General features: G+C 68.5%; 13 protein-coding genes. 9 read left to right on the forward strand and 4 right to left on the reverse strand.

Going from position 1 to position 18,383, the window contains the following annotated elements:
* Positions 1-271: 271 nt before the first annotated feature.
* Genes CAP40_RS00275 through CAP40_RS00295 form a run of 5 tightly spaced genes read left to right on the forward strand, consistent with a single transcriptional unit; the run spans position 272 to position 7,821 of the window.
* Positions 272-1,723 (forward strand): tryptophan halogenase family protein, encoded by a 1,452-nt coding sequence (locus CAP40_RS00275; protein ID WP_086127372.1) that lies wholly within the window; start codon positions 272-274, stop codon positions 1,721-1,723.
* Positions 1,720-3,141 carry a tryptophan 7-halogenase gene (locus tag CAP40_RS00280; RefSeq protein WP_086127373.1) on the forward strand — a complete coding sequence of 474 codons (1,422 nt, stop codon included), beginning with the start codon at positions 1,720-1,722 and terminating at the stop codon, positions 3,139-3,141. The genes CAP40_RS00275 and CAP40_RS00280 overlap by 4 nt, the downstream gene beginning before the upstream one ends.
* A complete protein-coding gene (locus tag CAP40_RS00285; RefSeq protein ID WP_086127374.1) occupies positions 3,138-4,655 on the forward strand; it encodes a tryptophan halogenase family protein in 1,518 nt (505 codons plus the stop codon). The genes CAP40_RS00280 and CAP40_RS00285 overlap by 4 nt, the downstream gene beginning before the upstream one ends.
* A complete protein-coding gene (locus tag CAP40_RS00290) occupies positions 4,652-6,157 on the forward strand; it encodes a tryptophan halogenase family protein (RefSeq protein WP_086127375.1) in 1,506 nt (501 codons plus the stop codon). The genes CAP40_RS00285 and CAP40_RS00290 overlap by 4 nt, the downstream gene beginning before the upstream one ends.
* Positions 6,154-7,821, forward strand: coding sequence for a glycoside hydrolase family 43 protein (locus CAP40_RS00295; protein ID WP_086127376.1), 1,668 nt, complete (start codon positions 6,154-6,156; stop codon positions 7,819-7,821). The genes CAP40_RS00290 and CAP40_RS00295 overlap by 4 nt, the downstream gene beginning before the upstream one ends.
* 300 nt (positions 7,822-8,121) lie before the next feature.
* Here the strand turns inward: CAP40_RS00295 and CAP40_RS00300 are convergent, their stop codons facing one another.
* On the reverse strand, positions 8,122-10,524 hold the full coding sequence (locus tag CAP40_RS00300; protein ID WP_086127377.1) for a glycoside hydrolase family 3 N-terminal domain-containing protein: 2,403 nt from the start codon (positions 10,522-10,524) through the stop codon (positions 8,122-8,124).
* Positions 10,525-10,664: 140 nt separating this feature from the next.
* Between CAP40_RS00300 and CAP40_RS00305 the strand changes: the two genes are divergently transcribed.
* The 4 genes from CAP40_RS00305 to CAP40_RS00320 all read left to right on the forward strand — a co-directional run bounded on the left by CAP40_RS00305 (position 10,665) and on the right by CAP40_RS00320 (position 16,041).
* Positions 10,665-11,759, forward strand: coding sequence for a LacI family DNA-binding transcriptional regulator (locus CAP40_RS00305; RefSeq protein WP_086127378.1), 1,095 nt, complete (start codon positions 10,665-10,667; stop codon positions 11,757-11,759).
* A gap of 186 nt (positions 11,760-11,945) precedes the next feature.
* The gene (locus CAP40_RS00310) at positions 11,946-13,349 is read left to right on the forward strand and encodes a sugar porter family MFS transporter (protein WP_086127379.1); all 1,404 of its coding nucleotides are present in this window, start codon (positions 11,946-11,948) and stop codon (positions 13,347-13,349) included.
* Between the two features lie 172 nt (positions 13,350-13,521).
* The gene (locus CAP40_RS00315; RefSeq protein WP_086127380.1) at positions 13,522-15,297 is read left to right on the forward strand and encodes an IlvD/Edd family dehydratase; all 1,776 of its coding nucleotides are present in this window, start codon (positions 13,522-13,524) and stop codon (positions 15,295-15,297) included.
* Positions 15,298-15,366: 69 nt separating this feature from the next.
* Positions 15,367-16,041, forward strand: a complete 675-nt coding sequence (locus CAP40_RS00320; protein ID WP_086127381.1) for a GNAT family N-acetyltransferase — start codon at positions 15,367-15,369, stop codon at positions 16,039-16,041.
* Positions 16,042-16,092: 51 nt separating this feature from the next.
* On the opposite strand, the gene CAP40_RS00325 is transcribed toward CAP40_RS00320, so the two are convergent.
* The 3 genes from CAP40_RS00325 to CAP40_RS00335 form a co-directional block, all read right to left on the reverse strand.
* Positions 16,093-16,551: a MarR family winged helix-turn-helix transcriptional regulator gene (locus tag CAP40_RS00325; protein ID WP_086127382.1), complete on the reverse strand. Its 459-nt coding sequence runs from the start codon at positions 16,549-16,551 to the stop codon at positions 16,093-16,095.
* A gap of 124 nt (positions 16,552-16,675) precedes the next feature.
* Positions 16,676-17,563, reverse strand: coding sequence for an SMP-30/gluconolactonase/LRE family protein (locus tag CAP40_RS00330; protein WP_179187825.1), 888 nt, complete (start codon positions 17,561-17,563; stop codon positions 16,676-16,678).
* Positions 17,564-17,566: 3 nt separating this feature from the next.
* The gene (locus tag CAP40_RS00335) at positions 17,567-18,346 is read right to left on the reverse strand and encodes an SDR family NAD(P)-dependent oxidoreductase (protein WP_179187827.1); all 780 of its coding nucleotides are present in this window, start codon (positions 18,344-18,346) and stop codon (positions 17,567-17,569) included.
* Positions 18,347-18,383: the final 37 nt, after the last annotated feature.

Here is an 18,383-nt window from a genome sequence, read left to right on the forward strand (position 1 = left end):
GCGCTGTCCCCTCCCGTGTTAGCGCTACCATATATTGGCGCGTTTCTTGTTTGGGCCGAACCTAAAGTAGGAGTTATCGAAAGATCAAGCCGTCTTGTGACGCTTCGATGCAAGCCACGGATTTGTGGCGATTTCGCAACGGTTTCGTTGCGTTGCGGCACGGATCCCGCATCTGCGAAGGGCGGGTTTCGGCTTCGAATCGCCCGTGGACGCGATTGACGATTTTGCGACGGGAGCGCTAACATTCGCGGCGGAGAGGGGCATCGCAAGCATGCTGGCAGGGCGCATACTCGTGGTCGGCGGGGGCACCGCGGGGTGGATGACCGCCGCGGCGCTGGCGCACAAGCTCGCCGGCATGCCCGCGCGGATCACGCTGGTCGAATCCGCGGAGATCGGCACGGTCGGCGTCGGCGAGGCGACGATTCCGCACATCCGCCATTTCAACGCGACGCTCGGCATCGACGAGGCCGATTTCCTAGCCGCCACCAAGGGCACCTACAAGCTCGGCATCGAATTCGTGGACTGGGGCCGCAAGGGCGATTCCTATATCCATCCCTTCGCCGAGTTCGGTGCCCCCATCGGCGGCGTGCCCTTTCACCAGCAATGGTGCTCGGCGCGGGATGCCGGAGCGTTCGAGGCATATTCGCTGCCGATCCAGGCGGCCCGCCGCGGCCGTTTCCGCCGACCCGATGGCGATCCGTACAACTATGCCTATCAGTTCGATGCCGGCCTCTATGCGAAGTTCCTGCGCGGCTATTCGGAGGCGCGGGGAGTCACCCGGCGCGAAGGCAAGGTGATCGACGTCGCCCGCGACGGCGAGAGCGGCTTCGTTCGCTCGGTCGCGCTCGAAGGCGGCGAGACGCTGGAGGCGGATCTGTTCATCGATTGCTCGGGCTTTCGCGGCCTGCTGATCGAGCAGGCGCTCCATGCCGGATACGAGGAATGGACGCACTGGCTGCCCTGCGACCGGGCGATCGCGCTGCCCTGCGCCAATATCGGCCCCATCCCGCCGCTGACCCGCGCGACCGCGCAGGATGCCGGCTGGACCTGGCGCATCCCGCTCCAGCACCGCACCGGCAACGGGCATGTCTATGCGAGCGGCTTCACCAGCGACGAGGAGGCGCTGCGGGTCCTGCTCGGCGCGATCGCCGCGGAGCCGATGGCCGATCCCAATCGCCTCCGCTTCGTCGCCGGCAGGCGGCGCAGGCAATGGGTCGGCAATGTCGTGGCGATCGGCTTGTCCTCGGGCTTTCTCGAGCCGCTGGAATCGACCAGCATCCACCTGATCCAGCTGGCGATCGGCCGGCTGCTCGACCTGTTCCCCACCCGGGATTGGGACCCGCTCGACGCAGCCGAATTCAACCGGCTGATGGCGCTCGAATATGAGCGGGTCCGCGATTTCCTGATCCTGCACTATCATTGCACCGAGCGCGACGATTCCGAATTCTGGCGCCATTGCCGCGCCATGCGCCTGCCGGACTCGCTCGAATACAAGCTCGCCCTGTTCCGGGAGCGCGGCGTGGTGGTCCAGTATCGCGAAGGCACGTTCCTCGAACCGAGCTGGCTCGCAGTCTATCTCGGCCAGCACGTGACGCCGCGCCACTGCGATCCGCGCGCGGGCGGGGCGGCGGCCGTCGCCGCCATGGCCGCGATGCGGGCCGGTATCGCCGCGACGGCCGAGGCGATGCCGGCCCATGAAGCCGCGCTGGGGATATCGGCATGATCCGCAGCATCGGCATCGTCGGCGGCGGGGTCGCCGGCTGGATGGCGGCGCTGGCACTCGTCCGGGCGCTCCCCGGCATCCAGGTCTCGCTGATCGAGACCGAAGGCCCCGACTGGAGCCTGGGGCCCTTCGGCCCGGCCGAGGCCAGCCTGCCGGATTTCCCCGCCTGGCTCGGCGAGCACGGCATCGACGAAGGCGCGCTCCTGCGCGGCGCGCGCGGCGGCTTCTCGCTCGGCACCGCGGTTTCCGGCTGGGCGGCGCGCGACGCGGACTGGTTCCTGCCGTTCGGCACGATCGGGGCGCCGCTCGCCGGCATCGCCTTCCACCAGCTCGCCGCCCGCATTCGTGAGGGCGGCCGGGCGCTCCGCCTCGCCGATTTCTCGCTCGCCGCGGTTGCCGCCGCTGCGGGCCGCTTCGCCCGGCCGAGCCCCGATCCGCGCTCGATCCTGTCCAGCTATGGCTATGGCCTGCATCTGGATCGCGCCGGCCTGGCTGCCGCGCTGCGTGCCGCTTCCGGGCTGGAGCCGGTGGGCCAGTTCCGCCGTGCGATTGTCGAGGGCGCGGTCACCGCCGTCGCGCTGCGCGGCGGCAGCCGAATGAGCGCCGATCTCTGGCTCGACTGTTCCGGCCCGGCCGGGTTGCTCGCCAGCCGCATGGGCGGTCGCTGGGAGGACTGGTCCGCCTGGCTCCCCTGCGACCGCGTCATCGAAACCTGGGCCGAAGTGGAAGGGGTTCCGCCGCCCCATGCTCATGCCGGTGCCTTCGAGGCCGGCTGGCAGCGCACCGTGCCGCTGGTCGGCGGGCAGGGCGGGGCGCTGTTCCATTCCGCCGCGCTGCTGCCCGACCGGCCCGGCGCCATTCCCCTTGCCCAGGGGCGCCGCGTGGACGCTTGGACCGGCAATGTCGTCGCGCTCGGCGGTGCGGCCATTCTGGTCGAGCCGCTCCATGGCTGGAACCTCACACTGCTCGCGAACGCGCTCGTCCGGCTGATCGGCCTGCTCCCCGCCGCGCCCAATGGTCCCGAGCCCGCCGAATATAACCGCCTGACGGCGGCCGAGGCCGATGGCGTCCGCGACTTCGCGATCCTCCATTACAAGACCAATGGCCGCACCGGCGAGGCCCATTGGGATACCGCCCGCGCCATGCCCGTCCCGGAGGCGCTCCGGCGCAAGCTCGATCTCCATGCCAGCCGGGGCCGGGTGCCGCTGGAGGACGAGGAACTGTTCGGGGCGGACGACTGGATCGCCGCGCTCGACGGCCAGGGCCTGCGTCCGCGCCGCTACGATGCGCTGGCCGATACCATTTCCGAGGCGCGGCTGATCGACCATGCCGGGCGGGTTCGCGCGCTGATCCTCGACGCCGTCCGCGCGATGCCGCATCACGGCGCCACGCTGCGTGCCGAGGGATTGATCGCATGACCGCTCCCGCGCCGATCCGCCGGATCGTCATCGTGGGCGGCGGCACCGCCGGCTGGATGGCGGCCGCCGCGCTCGCCCGGCTGATCCCCGCCGGCGTCTCGGTGACGCTGGTGGAATCGGAGGAGATCGGCACCATCGGCGTGGGTGAGGCGACGATCCCGCCGATCCGCAACTTCAACGCGCTGCTCGGCCTCGACGAGCATGATTTCCTGAGCCGGACCCAGGGCACGATCAAGCTCGGCATCGAGTTCGTGGACTGGACGCGCGAGGGCCATCGCTATGTCCACCCGTTCGGCGAGTTCGGCTTCGACGTCGAGGGCGTGAAGTTCCACCAGATCTGGCGCAAGCTCCACGCCGAGGGCCGCGCCCGCGAGATCGACGCGTACAATGTCTGCGCGCTGGCGATGGCGGCGGGGCGCTACCAGCCGCCGGTCGCCGATCCCGGCTCGATCCTGTCGCGCATGGCCTATGCCTATCAGTTCGACGCTTCGCTCTATGCCCGGTACCTGCGCGACCATGCCGAGGCGCGGGGCGTCGTCCGGGTCGAGGGCAAGGTCGCGCGCATCCCGTTGCGTGCCGAGGACGGCTTCATCGAGGCCGTGGTGCTCGAAGGGGATCGCCGCGTCGAAGGCGAGCTGTTCGTCGACTGCACCGGCTTCCGCGCGCTGCTGATCGAGCGGGCGCTGGGGGCCGGTTGGGAAAGCTGGGCGCACTGGCTGCAATGCGATCGCGCCGTCGCGGTGCCCAGCGCCAGCCCGGGGCCGGAGATCACGCCCTTCACCCGCAGCACCGCGCACCGGGCCGGCTGGCAATGGCGCATCCCGCTCCAGCACCGCGTCGGCAACGGCCATGTCTATTGCAGCGCCGACATCTCGGACGACGCGGCGCGCGAGACGCTGCTGGCGAACCTCGACGGCGTGCCGTTGCGCGATCCCTTCATCCTCCGGTTCGAGGCCGGCCGCCGCAAGCGGGCCTGGCACCGCAACTGCGTCGCGCTCGGCCTGTCCTCCGGCTTCCTCGAGCCGCTGGAGTCCACGTCGATCCACCTGATCCAGTCGGGAATCCACAGGCTGATGGCCTTGCTTCCCGATACCGGCTTCTCGCCCGTGGAGCGCGACGAATATAACCGGCTCACCGACGTTCAGATGGAGCAGGTCCGCGACTTCGTCATCCTGCACTACCATGCCAACGCGCGGCGGGAGGGCGATCTGTGGCGCCGCGTCCGCGAGATGGCGATCCCGGAGACGCTGGCGCGCAAGCTCGCCTTGTTCCGCAATCGCGGCCGCTTCTTCCGCACCGAGGACGAGTTGTTCGCCGAATCGAGCTGGATCGCGGTGCTGCTGGGGCAGGGCGTGATCCCGGTGGGCTGGGATCCGCTGGCCGACGGGCTCGACGAGGGCAAGCTCGCGCTCAGCTTCGAGCGCTTCCACGAAATGTTCGCCCGCGCCGCCCGGGCGATGCCGCGCCACGAAGACTGGCTCGCCCGCAACGCGCCCGCAGGGATTCCCGCATGACCGAAAACCGCAACATCCGCTCCATCCTGATCGTCGGCGGGGGCACCGCCGGCTGGATGACCGCGGCCACCTTCGCCCGCATCCTCGGCCCCGATTACGCGAAGATCACGCTGGTCGAGTCGGACGAGATCGGCATCATCGGCGTGGGCGAGGCGACCATTCCCCAGATGGCCACCTTCAACCGCATGCTCGGGCTCGACGAGGACCAGTTCGTCCGCGAGACCAAGGGCAGCTTCAAGCTAGGCATCCAGTTCGTGAACTGGGGGCGGCTCGGCCATCGCTATTTCCATCCCTTCGGCCGCTACGGGCTCGACATGAAGGGGGTGTCCTTCCACGCCTATTATCTCCGCCTGCGCCAGCTGGGCGAGGCGCCGGACGTGGACGCATGGTCGCTCCAGGCGATGGCGGCGCGCGACGACAAGTTCATGCGCGGGATCGATGCGGGCAACTCGCCGCTCTCCGACATCGCCTATGCCTATCATTTCGATGCCGGCCTCTATGCCCGGTTCCTGCGCCGCTATGCCGAGGAACGCGGGGTGGTGCGGCGCGAGGGCAGGATCGTCGACGTGAAGCTGCGCGGCGAGGACGGCTTCGTCCGGTCAGTGACGATGCAGGACGGCAGCGAGATCGAGGCCGACCTGTTCGTCGATTGCTCGGGCTTTCGCGGCCTGATCATCGAGCAGGCGCTGAAGGTGGGCTATACCGACTGGTCGCACTATCTTCCCTGCGACCGCGCCGTTGCCGTGCCCTGCGCCAGCGTCGACGCCTGGACGCCCTATACCCGGTCGACCGCCCATGCGGCCGGCTGGCAGTGGCGCATCCCGCTCCAGCACCGGATCGGCAACGGCCATGTCTTCTCCTCGAGCCATATGTCCGACGACGAGGCGACCGCGATCCTGATGGCCAATCTCGATGGCGAGCCGCTCGCCGACCCGCGCACAATTCCCTTCACCACAGGCCATCGCAACCGGATGTGGGTGAAGAACTGCGTCGCCCTGGGCCTGGCGGGCGGCTTTCTCGAGCCGCTGGAGAGCACGTCGATCTGGCTGATCCAGTCGGGCCTGTCGCGCTTCCTGACGATGTTCCCGGACCGCGACTTCAACCAGGCCGACATCGATCGCTACAACCGCATCATGACCACGGATTACGAGGAGATCCGCGACTTCCTCGTCCTCCACTATCACGCGACCGAGCGCACCGATTCCCCCTTCTGGGACACTTGCCGCACCATGGCGATCCCCGAGCGGCTGGCCGAGAAGATGCGCGTGTTCCGCAGCCATGGCCGCGCGTTCCGCGAGAACGAAGAGCTGTTCAACGATACCAGCTGGTTCGCGGTGATGCTGGGCCAGCTGATCGAGCCGGCGTCGCACGACCCGGTGGCGGACGTGATGCCCCTCGACGAGACGCGCGCGCGTCTTGCCCATATCCGCGAGGCCGTCGCCAATTCGGCCGCCTATATGCCGAAACACCGCGCCTTCATCCGGGAGCATTGCGCCGTATGAGAAGCCTTCCCACCGTCTTCGCCGCGCTGCTCCTCGCCGCGCCCGCCACCGCCCAGCCGGTCGCGACCTTCTCCAGCTTCTCCACCGGCGGCAGTGACGCGGTGGACCGCATGACGGTCCGCCCCGGCGAATATGCCAACCCGATCCTGCGTGGTTTCTACCCCGATCCCAGCGTCACCCGGGTAGGGAAGGACTTCTACCTCGTCACCTCCACTTTCGGCTGGTTCCCGGGCATCCCGGTCTTCCACAGCACCGATCTCGTTCACTGGACCCAGATCGGCAACGCGATCGACCGGCCGGGCATGCTCGACTTCAAGCAGCTCGGCCTCTCGCGCGGCGTGTTCGCGCCCTCGATCCAGGCGCGGGACGGCATTTTCTACCTCCTCAACACCTGCGTCGATTGCGGCGGCAATTTCCTGCTCACCGCGCGGAACCCCGCCGGACCCTGGTCCGATCCGGTCTGGCTGCCCGATCTGGAGGGCGGCATCGACCCTTCGATGTTCTTCGACGAGGACGGCCGGACCTGGGTGGTCAACAACGGCCCGCCCGAGGGCACGCCGCTCTATCCCGGCCACCGCGCCATCTGGATCCAGGAATTCGACCGCAAGGCGCTGAAGACCTTCGGCCCGCGCAAGGTGCTGGTGAACGGCGGCATCGATCTGTCGAAGAAGCCGATCTGGATCGAGGGGCCGCACATTTTCCGGAAGGATGGCTGGTATTATCTCAGCTGCGCCGAGGGCGGCACCGCCGAGGGGCACAGCCAGGTGATCCTGCGCGCGAAGTCGGTCACCGGCCCTTATGCGGCCTGGAGCGGCAACCCGATCCTCACCCAGCGGGACCTGCCGCGCGATCGGCCGAACCCGATCACCTCCGCCGGCCATGCCCAACTCGTCACCACGCCCGACGGCAAATGGTGGGCGACCTTCCTTGCGGTGCGGCCATATGAGGGCGATTTCTACACCACCGGGCGCGAGACCTTCCTGCTGCCGGTGGAATGGAGGGACGGCTGGCCGGTGATCCTGCCGCCCGCCACGCCGATCCCCTGGGTCCATGCCCGTCCTCCGTTGCCCCGCGGCACGGGGGCGGAGCCGATCAACGGCATCTATGCCAGGCTCGACTCGTTCAATGGGCCGACGTTGCCGTTCGACTGGATGATGCTGCGCAACCCGCGCGAGCGCTGGTATGCGCTCGGCCAGGACGGCCTCCAGCTCACCGCTCGCCCGGTCGGGCTGGGCGACTACGGCAACCCGTCGTTCCTCGCCCGCCGCCAGCAGCACCAGAATGCCAATGCCGAGACCCTGGTGCGGTTCGCGCCGCAAAAGGACGGCGACCGTGCCGGCCTCGTCGCCTTCCAGAACGATGATTACTGGTTCTTCCTCGGAGTGAAGCAGGTCGGCGGCAAGGCGCTGCTCACCGTCGACCAGCGCGAAGGGCCGGGCAGCCCGAAGCGCGGCAGGACGCTGTTCGCCGCCGCGGCTCCCGCGGGCCAGCTTCGCCTGCGCGTTGACGTGCAGGGCCGCAGCTATGCCTTCAGCTATGCCGCGCCCGGCGCGCAGCCGACATGGCAGCGGCTCGGCACGGTCGAGACCGACAGCCTGACCACCAAGGTGGCGGGCGGTTTCGTCGGCTCGGTCTTCGGGGTGTTCGCGGGGCGGGAGGAATGAGGGATTTTCACCGCCTTCCTCTCCCTGAAAGGGAGGGGATCGAGGGGTAGGTAGGGGCCAGGCGATACTGCGCGCAATCGCCCAGCCTCACCGTATCGCGCGCAAGGACCCACCCCCAACCCCTCCCTTTCAGGGAGGGGAGATGGCTGGCCTTCCTCCTCATCCCCCTCCTCGCCGCTGCCTCGCCGCAGGAAGCGCCCGCTCAGGACATCCCGATCAGCCTCAACCAGCTCGGCTTCGAGCCCGGCGACCCCAAGACCGCGATCGTCGAGGCGGACGGCGCGCCCGCCGGGATGACGTCTAGCGCACCGTCAGCGTGGTGCTCTTCAGGGTCACCGAATTCGGCCCGGCCGAGATGGTGAACGTGCCCGGCTCCACCACGCGCTGCATCTGCACGTTCCACAGCGACAGGTCCTTGGGCGTCAGCTCGAAGGACACGGTCTTCCGCTCGCCGGGCTGCAGCGTCACGCGCTGGAAGCGCTTGAGCTCGATCAGCGGCCGGGTCACGCTCGCCTCGTCGTCGCGCACATAGAGCTGGACGACTTCGTCCCCGGCGCGCTTGCCGGTGTTGGCCACGTCCACCTTCACCGTCACCTTGTCCGAAACCCCGATCGTGCCCGCGCCCAGCACCGGCGCGCCCATTTCGAAGGTCGAATAGGAAAGGCCATAGCCGAACGGATAGAGCGGCGTCGTGTCGCCGAACAGATAGCCGCGCCGCGCGGTCGGCTTGCGGTTATAGTAGATCGGCAGCTGGCCCACGCCGCGCGCGATCGACACGGGCAGCTTGCCGCCCGGGTTGAAGCGGCCGAATACCACATCGGCCAGCGCGTTGCCGGTCTGCTCGCCCAGATACCAGCCTTCGATCAGCGCCGGGGCCTTCTCGGCCAGATAATTGACCGCATAGGGCCGGCCGTTGAGCAGGATCACCACCACCGGCTTGCCCAGCGCGAAGATCTCCCGGGCAAGCTGGTCCTGCGGCCCCGGCAGGTCGAGCGTGTCGCTGTCGCCCAGATGCTCGTCGGCCCAGGCCTCGCGGCTCAGCGCCTCGTTGCCGCCCAGCACCATCACGACGACATCGGCATCCTTCGCCGCCGCCACCGCATCGGCGCGCAGCTTGTCGTTGGTCGCGGCATCGGTGAGCGTCACCTTGTCCTGTGCCCAGACCCGCCCTTCGGTCAGCCGCACGCCTTCCGAATAATCGACCTGGAACTTGCCCTTGCCCTCGGCCTGCATGGCCTCCAGCACCGAGACGACATGGTTCGGCACGTCCGAATAGCCGCCGATCGGCGTGTCCCGCGCATGGGTGCCGATCACCGCCATCCGCTTGATGCCGGCGGCGTCGAGCGGGAGCAGTCCGTTCGCGTTCTTGAGGAGGACGACGGACTCCCGCGCCGCCTGGCGGGCCAGGGCGATCGCCTCGGGCGTGTTGGTGCGCCGGGCGGCCAGCTTCACGTCCGCATAGGGGTTCTCGAACAGCCCGCCCTCGAACTTCATCTCGAGCACGCGGCGCACCGCATTGTCGATCTGGCCCTGGCTCACCTTGCCCTCGCGGACCAGCTGGAGCAGCGCGTTGAAGCCTTCGCCGTCCGGCGTCTCGACGTCGACGCCCGCATCAATCGCGCGCGCGCCGGCGTCCTTCACGTCCTTGAACATCTTGTGCCGGGTCACGAGCTCGCGGATCGCGAAATAGTCGCTCACCACCGCGCCCTTGAAGCCCCATTCGCCGCGCAGCACGTCGTGCAGCAGCCATTTGTTGGCGTGGCTCGGGATGCCGTCGATCTCGTTGTAGCTCGCCATCACCGCGCGCACCGGCAGCTGCGTCACCGCGCTTTCGAAGGGCGGGAAGAAGTCCTCGCGCAGCGTGCGCTCGCCCAGCGAGGCGGGGCCGACATTGGTGCCGTTGTCCGGCTGGCCGTGCCCGGTCATGTGCTTCAGCGTGACGAACACCTTGTCCCTGGCCAGCGGCAGCGTGGTGCCCTGGAAGCCGCGGATCGCCGCCAGTCCCATTTCCGAGACGAGATAGGGGTCCTCGCCATAGGTCTCCTCGATGCGGCCCCAGCGCGGGTCGCGCGCCACATCGACCACGGGGGCCAGCACCAGATTGGCGCCGCGCGCCCGTGCCTCGGCCGCGGCGACCGAGAATATCTTCTCGAGCAGGCCCGGATTCCACGTGGAGGCGAGGGCGATCGACTGGGGGAAGCTGGTCGCGCCGGGGGCGACCAGCCCGTGCAGCGCCTCCTCGTGCATGATCATCGGAATGCCCAGCCGGGTGCGCTCCATCGACCATTTCTGCGCGGCGTTGATATAGGTGGCGGTATCCACCGGGCCGCGATTGGCCGCGACATCGGCACCGGCATTGGCAGTGCCGGCGGCCACGCCCTTGCGGTCCGACGGACGCGAGATCATGCCCAGGCCGTTGGGGAAGGCGGCGCTCGCCTTGGCCGGATCGAAATCGCCCGCCGGCGTCTGGATCGCGTCCTTCTTCAGCCAGATCGCGACCAGCTGGGCCACTTTCTCCTCCAGCGTCATCCGGCCGAGCAGGTCGTCGACGCGCGCATCGATCGGCTGGCCGGCGTCCTTGTAGAGCGGGCGCTCCGTCTTGCCGTCCGCCCTGGCGGCCTGGGCGTGCGCCGCAGGGGCAATGGCGGGAGTCAGCGCCGTGGCGGCGATGGCAAGCGCGGCGATGCGGCGGAAATTGCGCACGTTCCTCTCCTTTGGGTCGCGGCGCTCGGGCGCCGGCTGGTTCCGACTATGGTAGCGCTATCACTATCAGTCGGAATCCGTAACGGTCAACCGGGCCACGCCGATTGCATTTATGCTAATCGCGGCATATCCCCGAAACGATGAGCAGACCCAGCCGCAGAAGCCGAGGCACGGTCACCGTACAGGACGTCGCGCGCGCCGCCGGCGTTTCCGCGATGACGGTCTCGCGCGTGGTCAATGGCGGATCCAATGTCAGGGAAACCACCCGCCAGGCGGTTCTCGAGGCGATCGCGACGCTGAACTATTCGCCCAACAGCGCGGCGCGCAGCCTTGCGGCGGGCGAGGCGACCCAGATCGGCCTGCTCTATTCGAACCCGTCCGCAGCCTATCTCTCGCAATTCCTGATCGGCGCGCTCGCCGCCGCCAGGCGGGCCGGCTGCCACCTGGTGCTCGAGGCTTGTGAAGGCGAGCGGGCGGACGAGCAGGCCGAGGCGACGCGCCAGTTCGCTTCCACCAGCGTGGAAGGCGTGATCCTGCCGCCGCCGCTGTCCGAAGCCGCGCCGGTCCGCGCCGAGCTGGAGGCGGCGGGCATTCCCTGGGTCTCGGTCGCGATGGGCCTGCCGCCCGAGCGCAGCCTCAACGTGCGCATCGACGATGCCGCCGCCGCGGCCGCGATGACCCGGCACCTGATCGACCTCGGCCATCGCCGGATCGGCTTCATCCGCGGCAACCCCAACCAGACCAGCTCCGCCGAGCGCCATCGCGGCTTCGTGGAAGCGGTCGAGGCCGCCGGGCTCGACGTGAAGGCGATGCCGGTGGAGCAGGGCTATTTCACCTTCCGCTCGGGCATCGTCGCCGCCGAGCGGCTGCTCGACCGCAAGGACCCGCCCACCGCGATCTTCGCCTCGAACGACGACATGGCCGCGGCTGCGGTGGGCGTGGCGCACCGGCGCGGGCTGCACGTGCCGCAGGACATCAGCATCGTCGGCTTCGACGACACGTCGCTCGCCACCACCATGTGGCCCGAGCTCACCACCGTCCGCCAGCCGATCGCCGCCATGGCCGAGAGCGCGCTCACGCTGCTGCTCGCCCGGCTGCGGGCCCACCGCGCCGGCACCACCGGCAAGCTGGAGGAACAGGTGCTCGACCATGAGCTGATCCTGCGCGAATCCTCCGGCCCGCCGCCGGGCGCCGCGGCACCCCGGCCGACACCGGGCAAGAAGAGCTGGCGCTGATCTGAGCCCCTCCCTTCCGGGGAGGCGAGTGGAAGGGGCTTGGCCCCCGGCCCAAACCGGTCCAGCATGACAACGCGGGACAGAGTCGTCCGGCGGAAGCAACCCTACTTGCTTTTCCCCTCGGATCGCGTCACCGTTACCGCTAACAATTCGCCCGGACGGGGCGTGATGGAGGGGAAAGAGCGAATGAACGATGCGGCGCAAAGGGCCAATTTGGGCCTGATCGGCGCCATCGTCGCGGTGGCGACGATCGGCGGACTGCTTTTCGGCTATGACAGCGGCGCGGTGAACGGCACGCAGGAAGGGCTGCGCTCCGCCTTTGCGCTGGACGAGGCCGGGCTCGGCTTCACCGTCGGCTCGCTGCTGATCGGCTGCGTGTTCGGCGCCTTCTTCGCCGGCACGCTCGCCGATTCGATGGGCCGCCGCAACGTGATGCGGCTGGCCGCGCTGCTCTTCCTCGGCGGCGCGCTCGTCCAGGGCTTCGCGCACGATCACACGATCTTCGTCATCGCCCGCATCATCGGCGGCGTCGCGGTCGGCGCGGCGTCGGTGCTGTCGCCGGCCTATATCTCCGAAGTCGCCCCCGCCAGCATCCGCGGCCGGATGACGACGGTGCAGCAGATCATGATCATCACGGGCCTCACCGCCGCATTCGTGGTCAACTATTACCTTGCCCAGGCTGCCGGCAGCTCGCTCGGCCATCTCGGCGGGATCGAAGCATGGCGCTGGATGTACCTGATGCAGGCGATCCCGGCCGCGGTCTTCCTCGTCGCGCTGTTCTTCATTCCGGAAAGCCCGCGCTACCTCGTGGCCAAGCAGCGCAATCCCGAGGCGCTCAAGGTGTTGACCAGCCTGTTCGGCGCGACCGAGGGCGGGCTCAAGCTCGCCGAGATCCAGGCCAGCTTCTCGACCGATCACCGCCCGCGCCTGGCCGACATCTTCGCGCCCGGCGGCTTCCTGGGCATCCGCGCGATCGTCTGGGCCGGTCTGCTGTTGGCGGTGTTCCAGCAGCTCGTCGGCATCAACGTGATCTTCTATTATGGCGCTACCCTGTGGCAGCTCGCCGGCTTCACCGAGAATGACGCGCTGTTGATCAACATCGTCTCGGGCGCCGTCTCGATCGCCGCCTGCTTCCTCACCATCGCGCTGATCGACCGCATCGGCCGCAAGCCGCTGCTGCTGATCGGCTCGGCCGGCATGGCGGTGACCCTGTTCGTGATGGTCTATGCCTTCAGCCAGGGCACGCTCGATCCCGCCGGCAAGCTGGTGCTGACGCCGCAGATGGGCATGGTCGCGGTGATCGCGGCGAACCTCTACGTGATCTTCTTCAACGTCAGCTGGGGCCCGGTGATGTGGGTGATGCTCGGCGAGATGTTCCCCAACCAGATCCGCGGCTCGGCGCTGGCGGTCTGCGGCTTCGCGCAATGGGGCGCCAATTATCTCATCGCCCAGACCTTTCCGAGCATGGCCAAGTGGAGCCTCACCGGCGCCTATACCTTCTACGGCGTCTGTGCGGTGATCAGCTTCTTCCTCGTCCAGAAGTTCATCCACGAGACCAAGGGCAAGGAACTGGAGGCGATGGAGGGGTGACATCCCAATTCCTCCCCTAGGCAAGCTGGGGGAGGGGGCCGCGCCCGAAGGGCGTGGTGGAGGGGCCGCCGTCGAAGACGGCGGTGTTCCACCGCCGCCCCTCCACCATTCGCTTCGCGAATGGTCCCCCTCCCCGAGACAAGCTCGGGGGGGAATTTGATTGGAGTAGCTAGTGACCCGCACCCCCGTCCGCCCCTTCCGCTCGCGCGAATGGTTCGCGGCGCCAGGACGTGCCGACATGGCGGCGCTCTATCTCGAGCGCTTCATGAACTACGGCATCACGCCGGAGGAGCTGACGAGCGGCAAGCCGATCATCGGCATCGCCCAATCGGGCAGCGACATCGCTCCCTGCAACCGCATCCATCTGGAGACGGTCAAGCGCGCCCGCGCCGGCATCCTGGCGGCGGGCGGCGTGCCGATGGAGTTCCCGCTCCACCCGATCTTCGAGAATTGCCGCCGTCCCACCGCGGCGCTCGATCGCAACCTCGCCTATCTCGGCCTGGTCGAGATCCTCAACGGCTATCCGATCGACGCGGTGATCCTCACCACCGGCTGCGACAAGACCACGCCTTCGTCCCTCATGGCCGCCTCCACCGTCGACATCCCGGCGATCGTCCTGTCGGGCGGCCCGATGCTCGACGGCTGGCACGAAGGCGAGCTGGTGGGTTCCGGAACGGTGATCTGGCGCAGCCGCCGCAAGATGGCCGCGGGCGAGATCGACGAGGCCGAGTTCCTCCGCCGCGCGATGGAGAGCGCGCCTTCGTCGGGCCATTGCAATACCATGGGCACCGCCTCGACGATGAACAGCATCGCGGAGGGGCTCGGCATGTCGCTCCCCGGCTGCGCGATGATCCCGGCACCCTATCGCGAGCGCGGCCAGATGGCCTATGAGACCGGCAAGCGCATCGTCGAGATGGCCTATGAGGACCTGCGCCCCTCCCGGATCCTCACGCGTGAGAGCTTCCTCAACGCGATCCGGCTGCTCACCGCGATCGGCGGCTCCACCAACGCCCAGCCGCACCTGGGCGCCATGGCCCGCCATGCCGGCATCGAAATCACGCCGGACGACTGGCGCGCGGGCTATGACCTGCCGCTCGTCGTCAACATGCAGCCCGCCGGCCAATATCTCTCCGAGCGCTTCCACCGCGCCGGCGGAATCCCCGCCGTGCTCGCCGAAATGCTCGCCAATGGCGCGCTCGACGGCGGGGTGATGACCTGCACCGGCAGGACGCTCGCGCAGAACATCGCCGACAGCCATGTCAGCGACCGCGACGTCATCTTCGCTTGGGACAAGCCGCTCAAGGAGAAGGCCGGCTTCCTCGTCCTGTCGGGCAATCTGTTCGACATGGCGATCATGAAGACGAGCGTGATCTCCGAGGATTTCCGTGCCCGCTACCTCTCGCGCCCCGGCCGGGAAGGCGTGTTCGAGGGCCGGGCGATCGTGTTCGACGGCTCGGACGATTATCATCACAACATCAACGATCCGGCGCTGGGCATCGACGAGAACTGCATCCTCGTCATTCGCGGCTCGGGCCCGATCGGCTGGCCCGGCTCGGCCGAGGTGGTCAACATGCAGCCGCCCGACCACCTGATCCAGCGGGGCATCATGAGCCTGCCGACGCTGGGCGACGGCCGCCAGTCGGGCACGTCGGACAGCCCCTCGATCCTCAATGCCTCGCCCGAGAGCGCGGCGGGCGGCGGCCTGGCCTGGCTGCGCACCGGCGACACGATCCGCATCGATCTGAACGCCGGCATCTGCGATGCGCTGGTCGCGCCGGACGAGATTGCGCGCCGCAAGGCCGAGCCCGCCCCGCCGATCCCGGAAAGCAACACGCCCTGGGAGGAGCTCTATCGCGAGAAGGTCGGCCAGCTGGGCGAGGGCGGGGTGCTCGACTTCGCGCTGAAATATCGGCGGACCAGCGAGAAGGTGCCGCGGCACAATCACTAGCCTAAATTCCTCCCCCAGCTTGCTCGGGGAGGAATTGCTCCAGTCGCGCCGGCGGCGCAAAACACCGCAATGCACCCGCTCGACAATCCCGCCTGGTCCGCGCTCTGCTCCCGCCAGAAGCATCTTGCGCGCAGCACGGGGCTCGCCCAGCGCTATGACGGCGACTATGCGACCTTCGCCACTGTGGTGAACCACAGCTACGAGCCGCTGGCGGCACTTGGCGCGCTGGTCGCCCGCACCGGCCCGGCGATCGTGCTGGAGAAGGATCCGCTGCCCCCGGTCCCGGGCACGATCGTCCGGAAGCACCGCATGGGAGTCCAGATGGTCGCGGAGCATCCGCTGCCGGCCGATCCCGATTTCGCCTTTCTCGAGCTGGGCGATGCCGATGCGCCGGAGATGCTGGCGCTCGCCACGCTCACGGAGCCGGGGCCTTTCTTCGCCCGCACCCACCAGCTGGGCCGGTTCATCGGCATCCGGCGCGAAGGGCGGCTGATCGCGATGGCAGGCGAGCGGATGAAGCCGCTCGATTTCACGGAAGTCAGCGGCGTGTGCACCCATCCCGATTTCCGTGGGTTCGGCCTCGCCGGCAAGCTGATGCGCATCGTCGCCGCTCGCATCGCGGCGCGGGGTGAAGTGCCCTTCCTGCACGCCTATGCGGACAATGCATCCGCCATCGGCCTGTACGAGCGCCTCGGCTATCGCCGCCGGATCGATGTGAACGTGACGGTGCTGGCGCCCGCCTGACGCTCCGAGCGGCCGCTCCCGGCCCTCCCTTCCGGGGAGGGGAGCAACAGCTTATCCGGCATCGCCCTCGGCCCCGTGGCCGATGTCGATCAGCGCCGCGAGCACTTCGCGGGCATGGCGGACCTTCTCCGCGCCCACCCGTGCGGCCAGTTCGGCATCGATCGCCACGCGTGCGGCGATCTGGGTGTCGGCGGCGGCGCGGCCGCGCTCGGTCAGCGTCACGGTCAGCCGTCGCCGGTCGGCGGGATCGACCTGCCGGTCGAGATAGCCGCGCAGCACCAGCGCATCGACCAGCTGGCCCGCCGCCTGCTTGCTTACGCGCAACTCCCGGATGATCTGGGAAAGCGGCGCTTCGCCCAGCGCCAGCGCGCCGATCACATAAAGCCCATTGCCGGGGATGTCGTCATGGCCGTGCTCCGCCAGTGCCGCCCGCATCGCGGCGCCATAGGTGTGGCGCGCGTGGCGCAGCAGCGCGGGCAGGGGAATCGGGATGGAGGATTCATTCGGCATGCGGGATGTTTACAGTCCCGCTTCCTGATAGTCAATATTGTTTACTATATCTGCCTTGGCCTGCGCCATGGTGGCGCTGCGGCGGGCAATGACGTGGCGGCCTTTCGTGCCCGAGATATCCGGTTCACGCGCCTTCGCGGATCAGCGTCCCCGCCACCCCCGGCACCGAGACGCGAAAGGCGAACAGGTCCCCCGCATGCGGGTTCGCCGCCTTTTCCGCGGGGGAAAGGTGCTTGTTGGCGGTGGTCGCATAGACCGTCTGCAGATCGGGCCCGCCAAAGGCGATCTTGGTGATCGCGTCGACGGGAAATCGCACGGCCTCCAGCAATTCCCCGGAGGGGGCGTAGCGGCGCACCGCCGATCCCTTGTACAGCCCTACCCACAGGCAGCCCTCGGAATCCATGGTCGGACCGTCGGGATAGCCCTGGTCGTTGGGGATGCGGGCGAACTCCCGCCGGTTGGCCAGGCTGCCGTCCGCGGCCAGGTCGCAGGCATGGATCACGCCGCCCAGCGTATCGATATGGTAGAGCGTCCGCCCGTCGGGGCTCACCGCCGGGCCGTTGGTGATCGCGGTGAAGGGGCTCATGAGGATGCAGCGGCCGTCCGCCGCCAGCCGGTAGATCGCGCCCGTATCGGCTGCCTCGCTGTCGTCCATCGTGCCGAACCACAGCCGGCCGGCGGGATCGACGGTGGCGTCGTTCAGCCGGTTTCCCGGCTTTTCCGGCTCGGGATCGACCAGCGGGGCGAAGCTGCCGTCGGCCGGATCGAAGCGAGCGAGCCCGGCCTGCAGCCCGGCGACGAAGCCGCCGCTCGCCACGGGCAGCACGAAGCCCAGCTGGCCGGGGGCGGCCCAGCTCCGCTTGTCGCCCGTCGCGGGATCGTAGCGATGGACCCTATGGCCCTTGATGTCGACGAACCACAGCGCGGCATCGCGCGCCACCCAGACCGGCCCCTCGAGCAGCGGCGCGGCGAGCGACCAGACACTCGCCGGTGCCGAGGTCACCACGCCCATGGCTCAGCGCCAGCCCGCGTCGACGAAATACTCATGGCCGGTGATCAGCCGCGCATCGTCCGAGGCGAGGAACAGCGCCATCGCCGCGATGTCGTCGGGCACCAGCCGGCCCTTCAGGCACTGGGCCTTCACGATCTCGGCCTCGCCCTCGGGCGTGTACCATTTCATCTGGCGCGGGGTTTTCACATTGCCCGGCACGATGCAGACCGAGCGGATATTGTGAGGGCCCAGTTCGCGCGCGAAGCTGCGGGTCAGGCCCTCGATCGCGGCCTTGGCGGTCTGGTAGAGCGTCAGCTCCTCCAGCGCGAGGTGCCACGAGATCGAGCCCAGGTTGATGATCACGCCGGCGCCCTTGGCCTTCATCCCGGGGATCACGGCCTGGGCACAGAAGAACAAATGCCTCAGGTTCACGTTGAGCCGGTTTTCCCAATATTCTTCCGTGACTTGCTCGATCGTGTGGCGATCGTCGTTCGCGGCGTTGTTCACCAGGATGTCGAAGCTGCCGAAATCCTCGATCAGCCGGGCGATCCGGGCCTTGGCGCCGGCCACGTCGGTCAGGTCGACATGCGCATAGGCCGGCGGCTGCCCCAGGCCGGCAAGGCCGGCGATCAGCGCCTGCGATTCCGCATCGGCGATGTCGAAGAAAGTGACGTCGCAGCCCTGGCGGACAAAGCCCTCGACCATGCCGGCGCCGATGCCCGATCCGCCGCCGGTGATCAGCACGCGCTTGCCCTTCAGGCTCGGATAGAGGGCGCGCTGATCGCGAGTGAGCGGCACGTGCATGGGATCAGCTTCCGACATGAGAATAAGGTACCCTGGA

Source organism: Sphingomonas sp. IBVSS2 (genome assembly GCF_002127225.1).
Taxonomy (GTDB): Bacteria; Pseudomonadota; Alphaproteobacteria; order Sphingomonadales; family Sphingomonadaceae; genus Sphingomonas.

What these genes read in the sequence shown, in the direction of transcription:
- CAP40_RS00280 (WP_086127373.1), top strand. Translation starts at nt 1,720, where the DNA reads ATGATCCGCAGCATCGGCATCGTCGGCGGCGGGGTCGCCGGCTGGATG.
- CAP40_RS00335 (WP_179187827.1), bottom strand. Translation starts at nt 18,346, where the DNA reads ATGCACGTGCCGCTCACTCGCGATCAGCGCGCCCTCTATCCGAGCCTG.
- CAP40_RS00320 (WP_086127381.1), top strand. Translation starts at nt 15,367, where the DNA reads ATGCACCCGCTCGACAATCCCGCCTGGTCCGCGCTCTGCTCCCGCCAG.
- CAP40_RS00285 (WP_086127374.1), top strand. Translation starts at nt 3,138, where the DNA reads ATGACCGCTCCCGCGCCGATCCGCCGGATCGTCATCGTGGGCGGCGGC.
- CAP40_RS00275 (WP_086127372.1), top strand. Translation starts at nt 272, where the DNA reads ATGCTGGCAGGGCGCATACTCGTGGTCGGCGGGGGCACCGCGGGGTGG.
- CAP40_RS00325 (WP_086127382.1), bottom strand. Translation starts at nt 16,551, where the DNA reads ATGCCGAATGAATCCTCCATCCCGATTCCCCTGCCCGCGCTGCTGCGC.
- CAP40_RS00295 (WP_086127376.1), top strand. Translation starts at nt 6,154, where the DNA reads ATGAGAAGCCTTCCCACCGTCTTCGCCGCGCTGCTCCTCGCCGCGCCC.
- CAP40_RS00310 (WP_086127379.1), top strand. Translation starts at nt 11,946, where the DNA reads ATGAACGATGCGGCGCAAAGGGCCAATTTGGGCCTGATCGGCGCCATC.
- CAP40_RS00330 (WP_179187825.1), bottom strand. Translation starts at nt 17,563, where the DNA reads ATGGGCGTGGTGACCTCGGCACCGGCGAGTGTCTGGTCGCTCGCCGCG.
- CAP40_RS00305 (WP_086127378.1), top strand. Translation starts at nt 10,665, where the DNA reads ATGAGCAGACCCAGCCGCAGAAGCCGAGGCACGGTCACCGTACAGGAC.
- CAP40_RS00290 (WP_086127375.1), top strand. Translation starts at nt 4,652, where the DNA reads ATGACCGAAAACCGCAACATCCGCTCCATCCTGATCGTCGGCGGGGGC.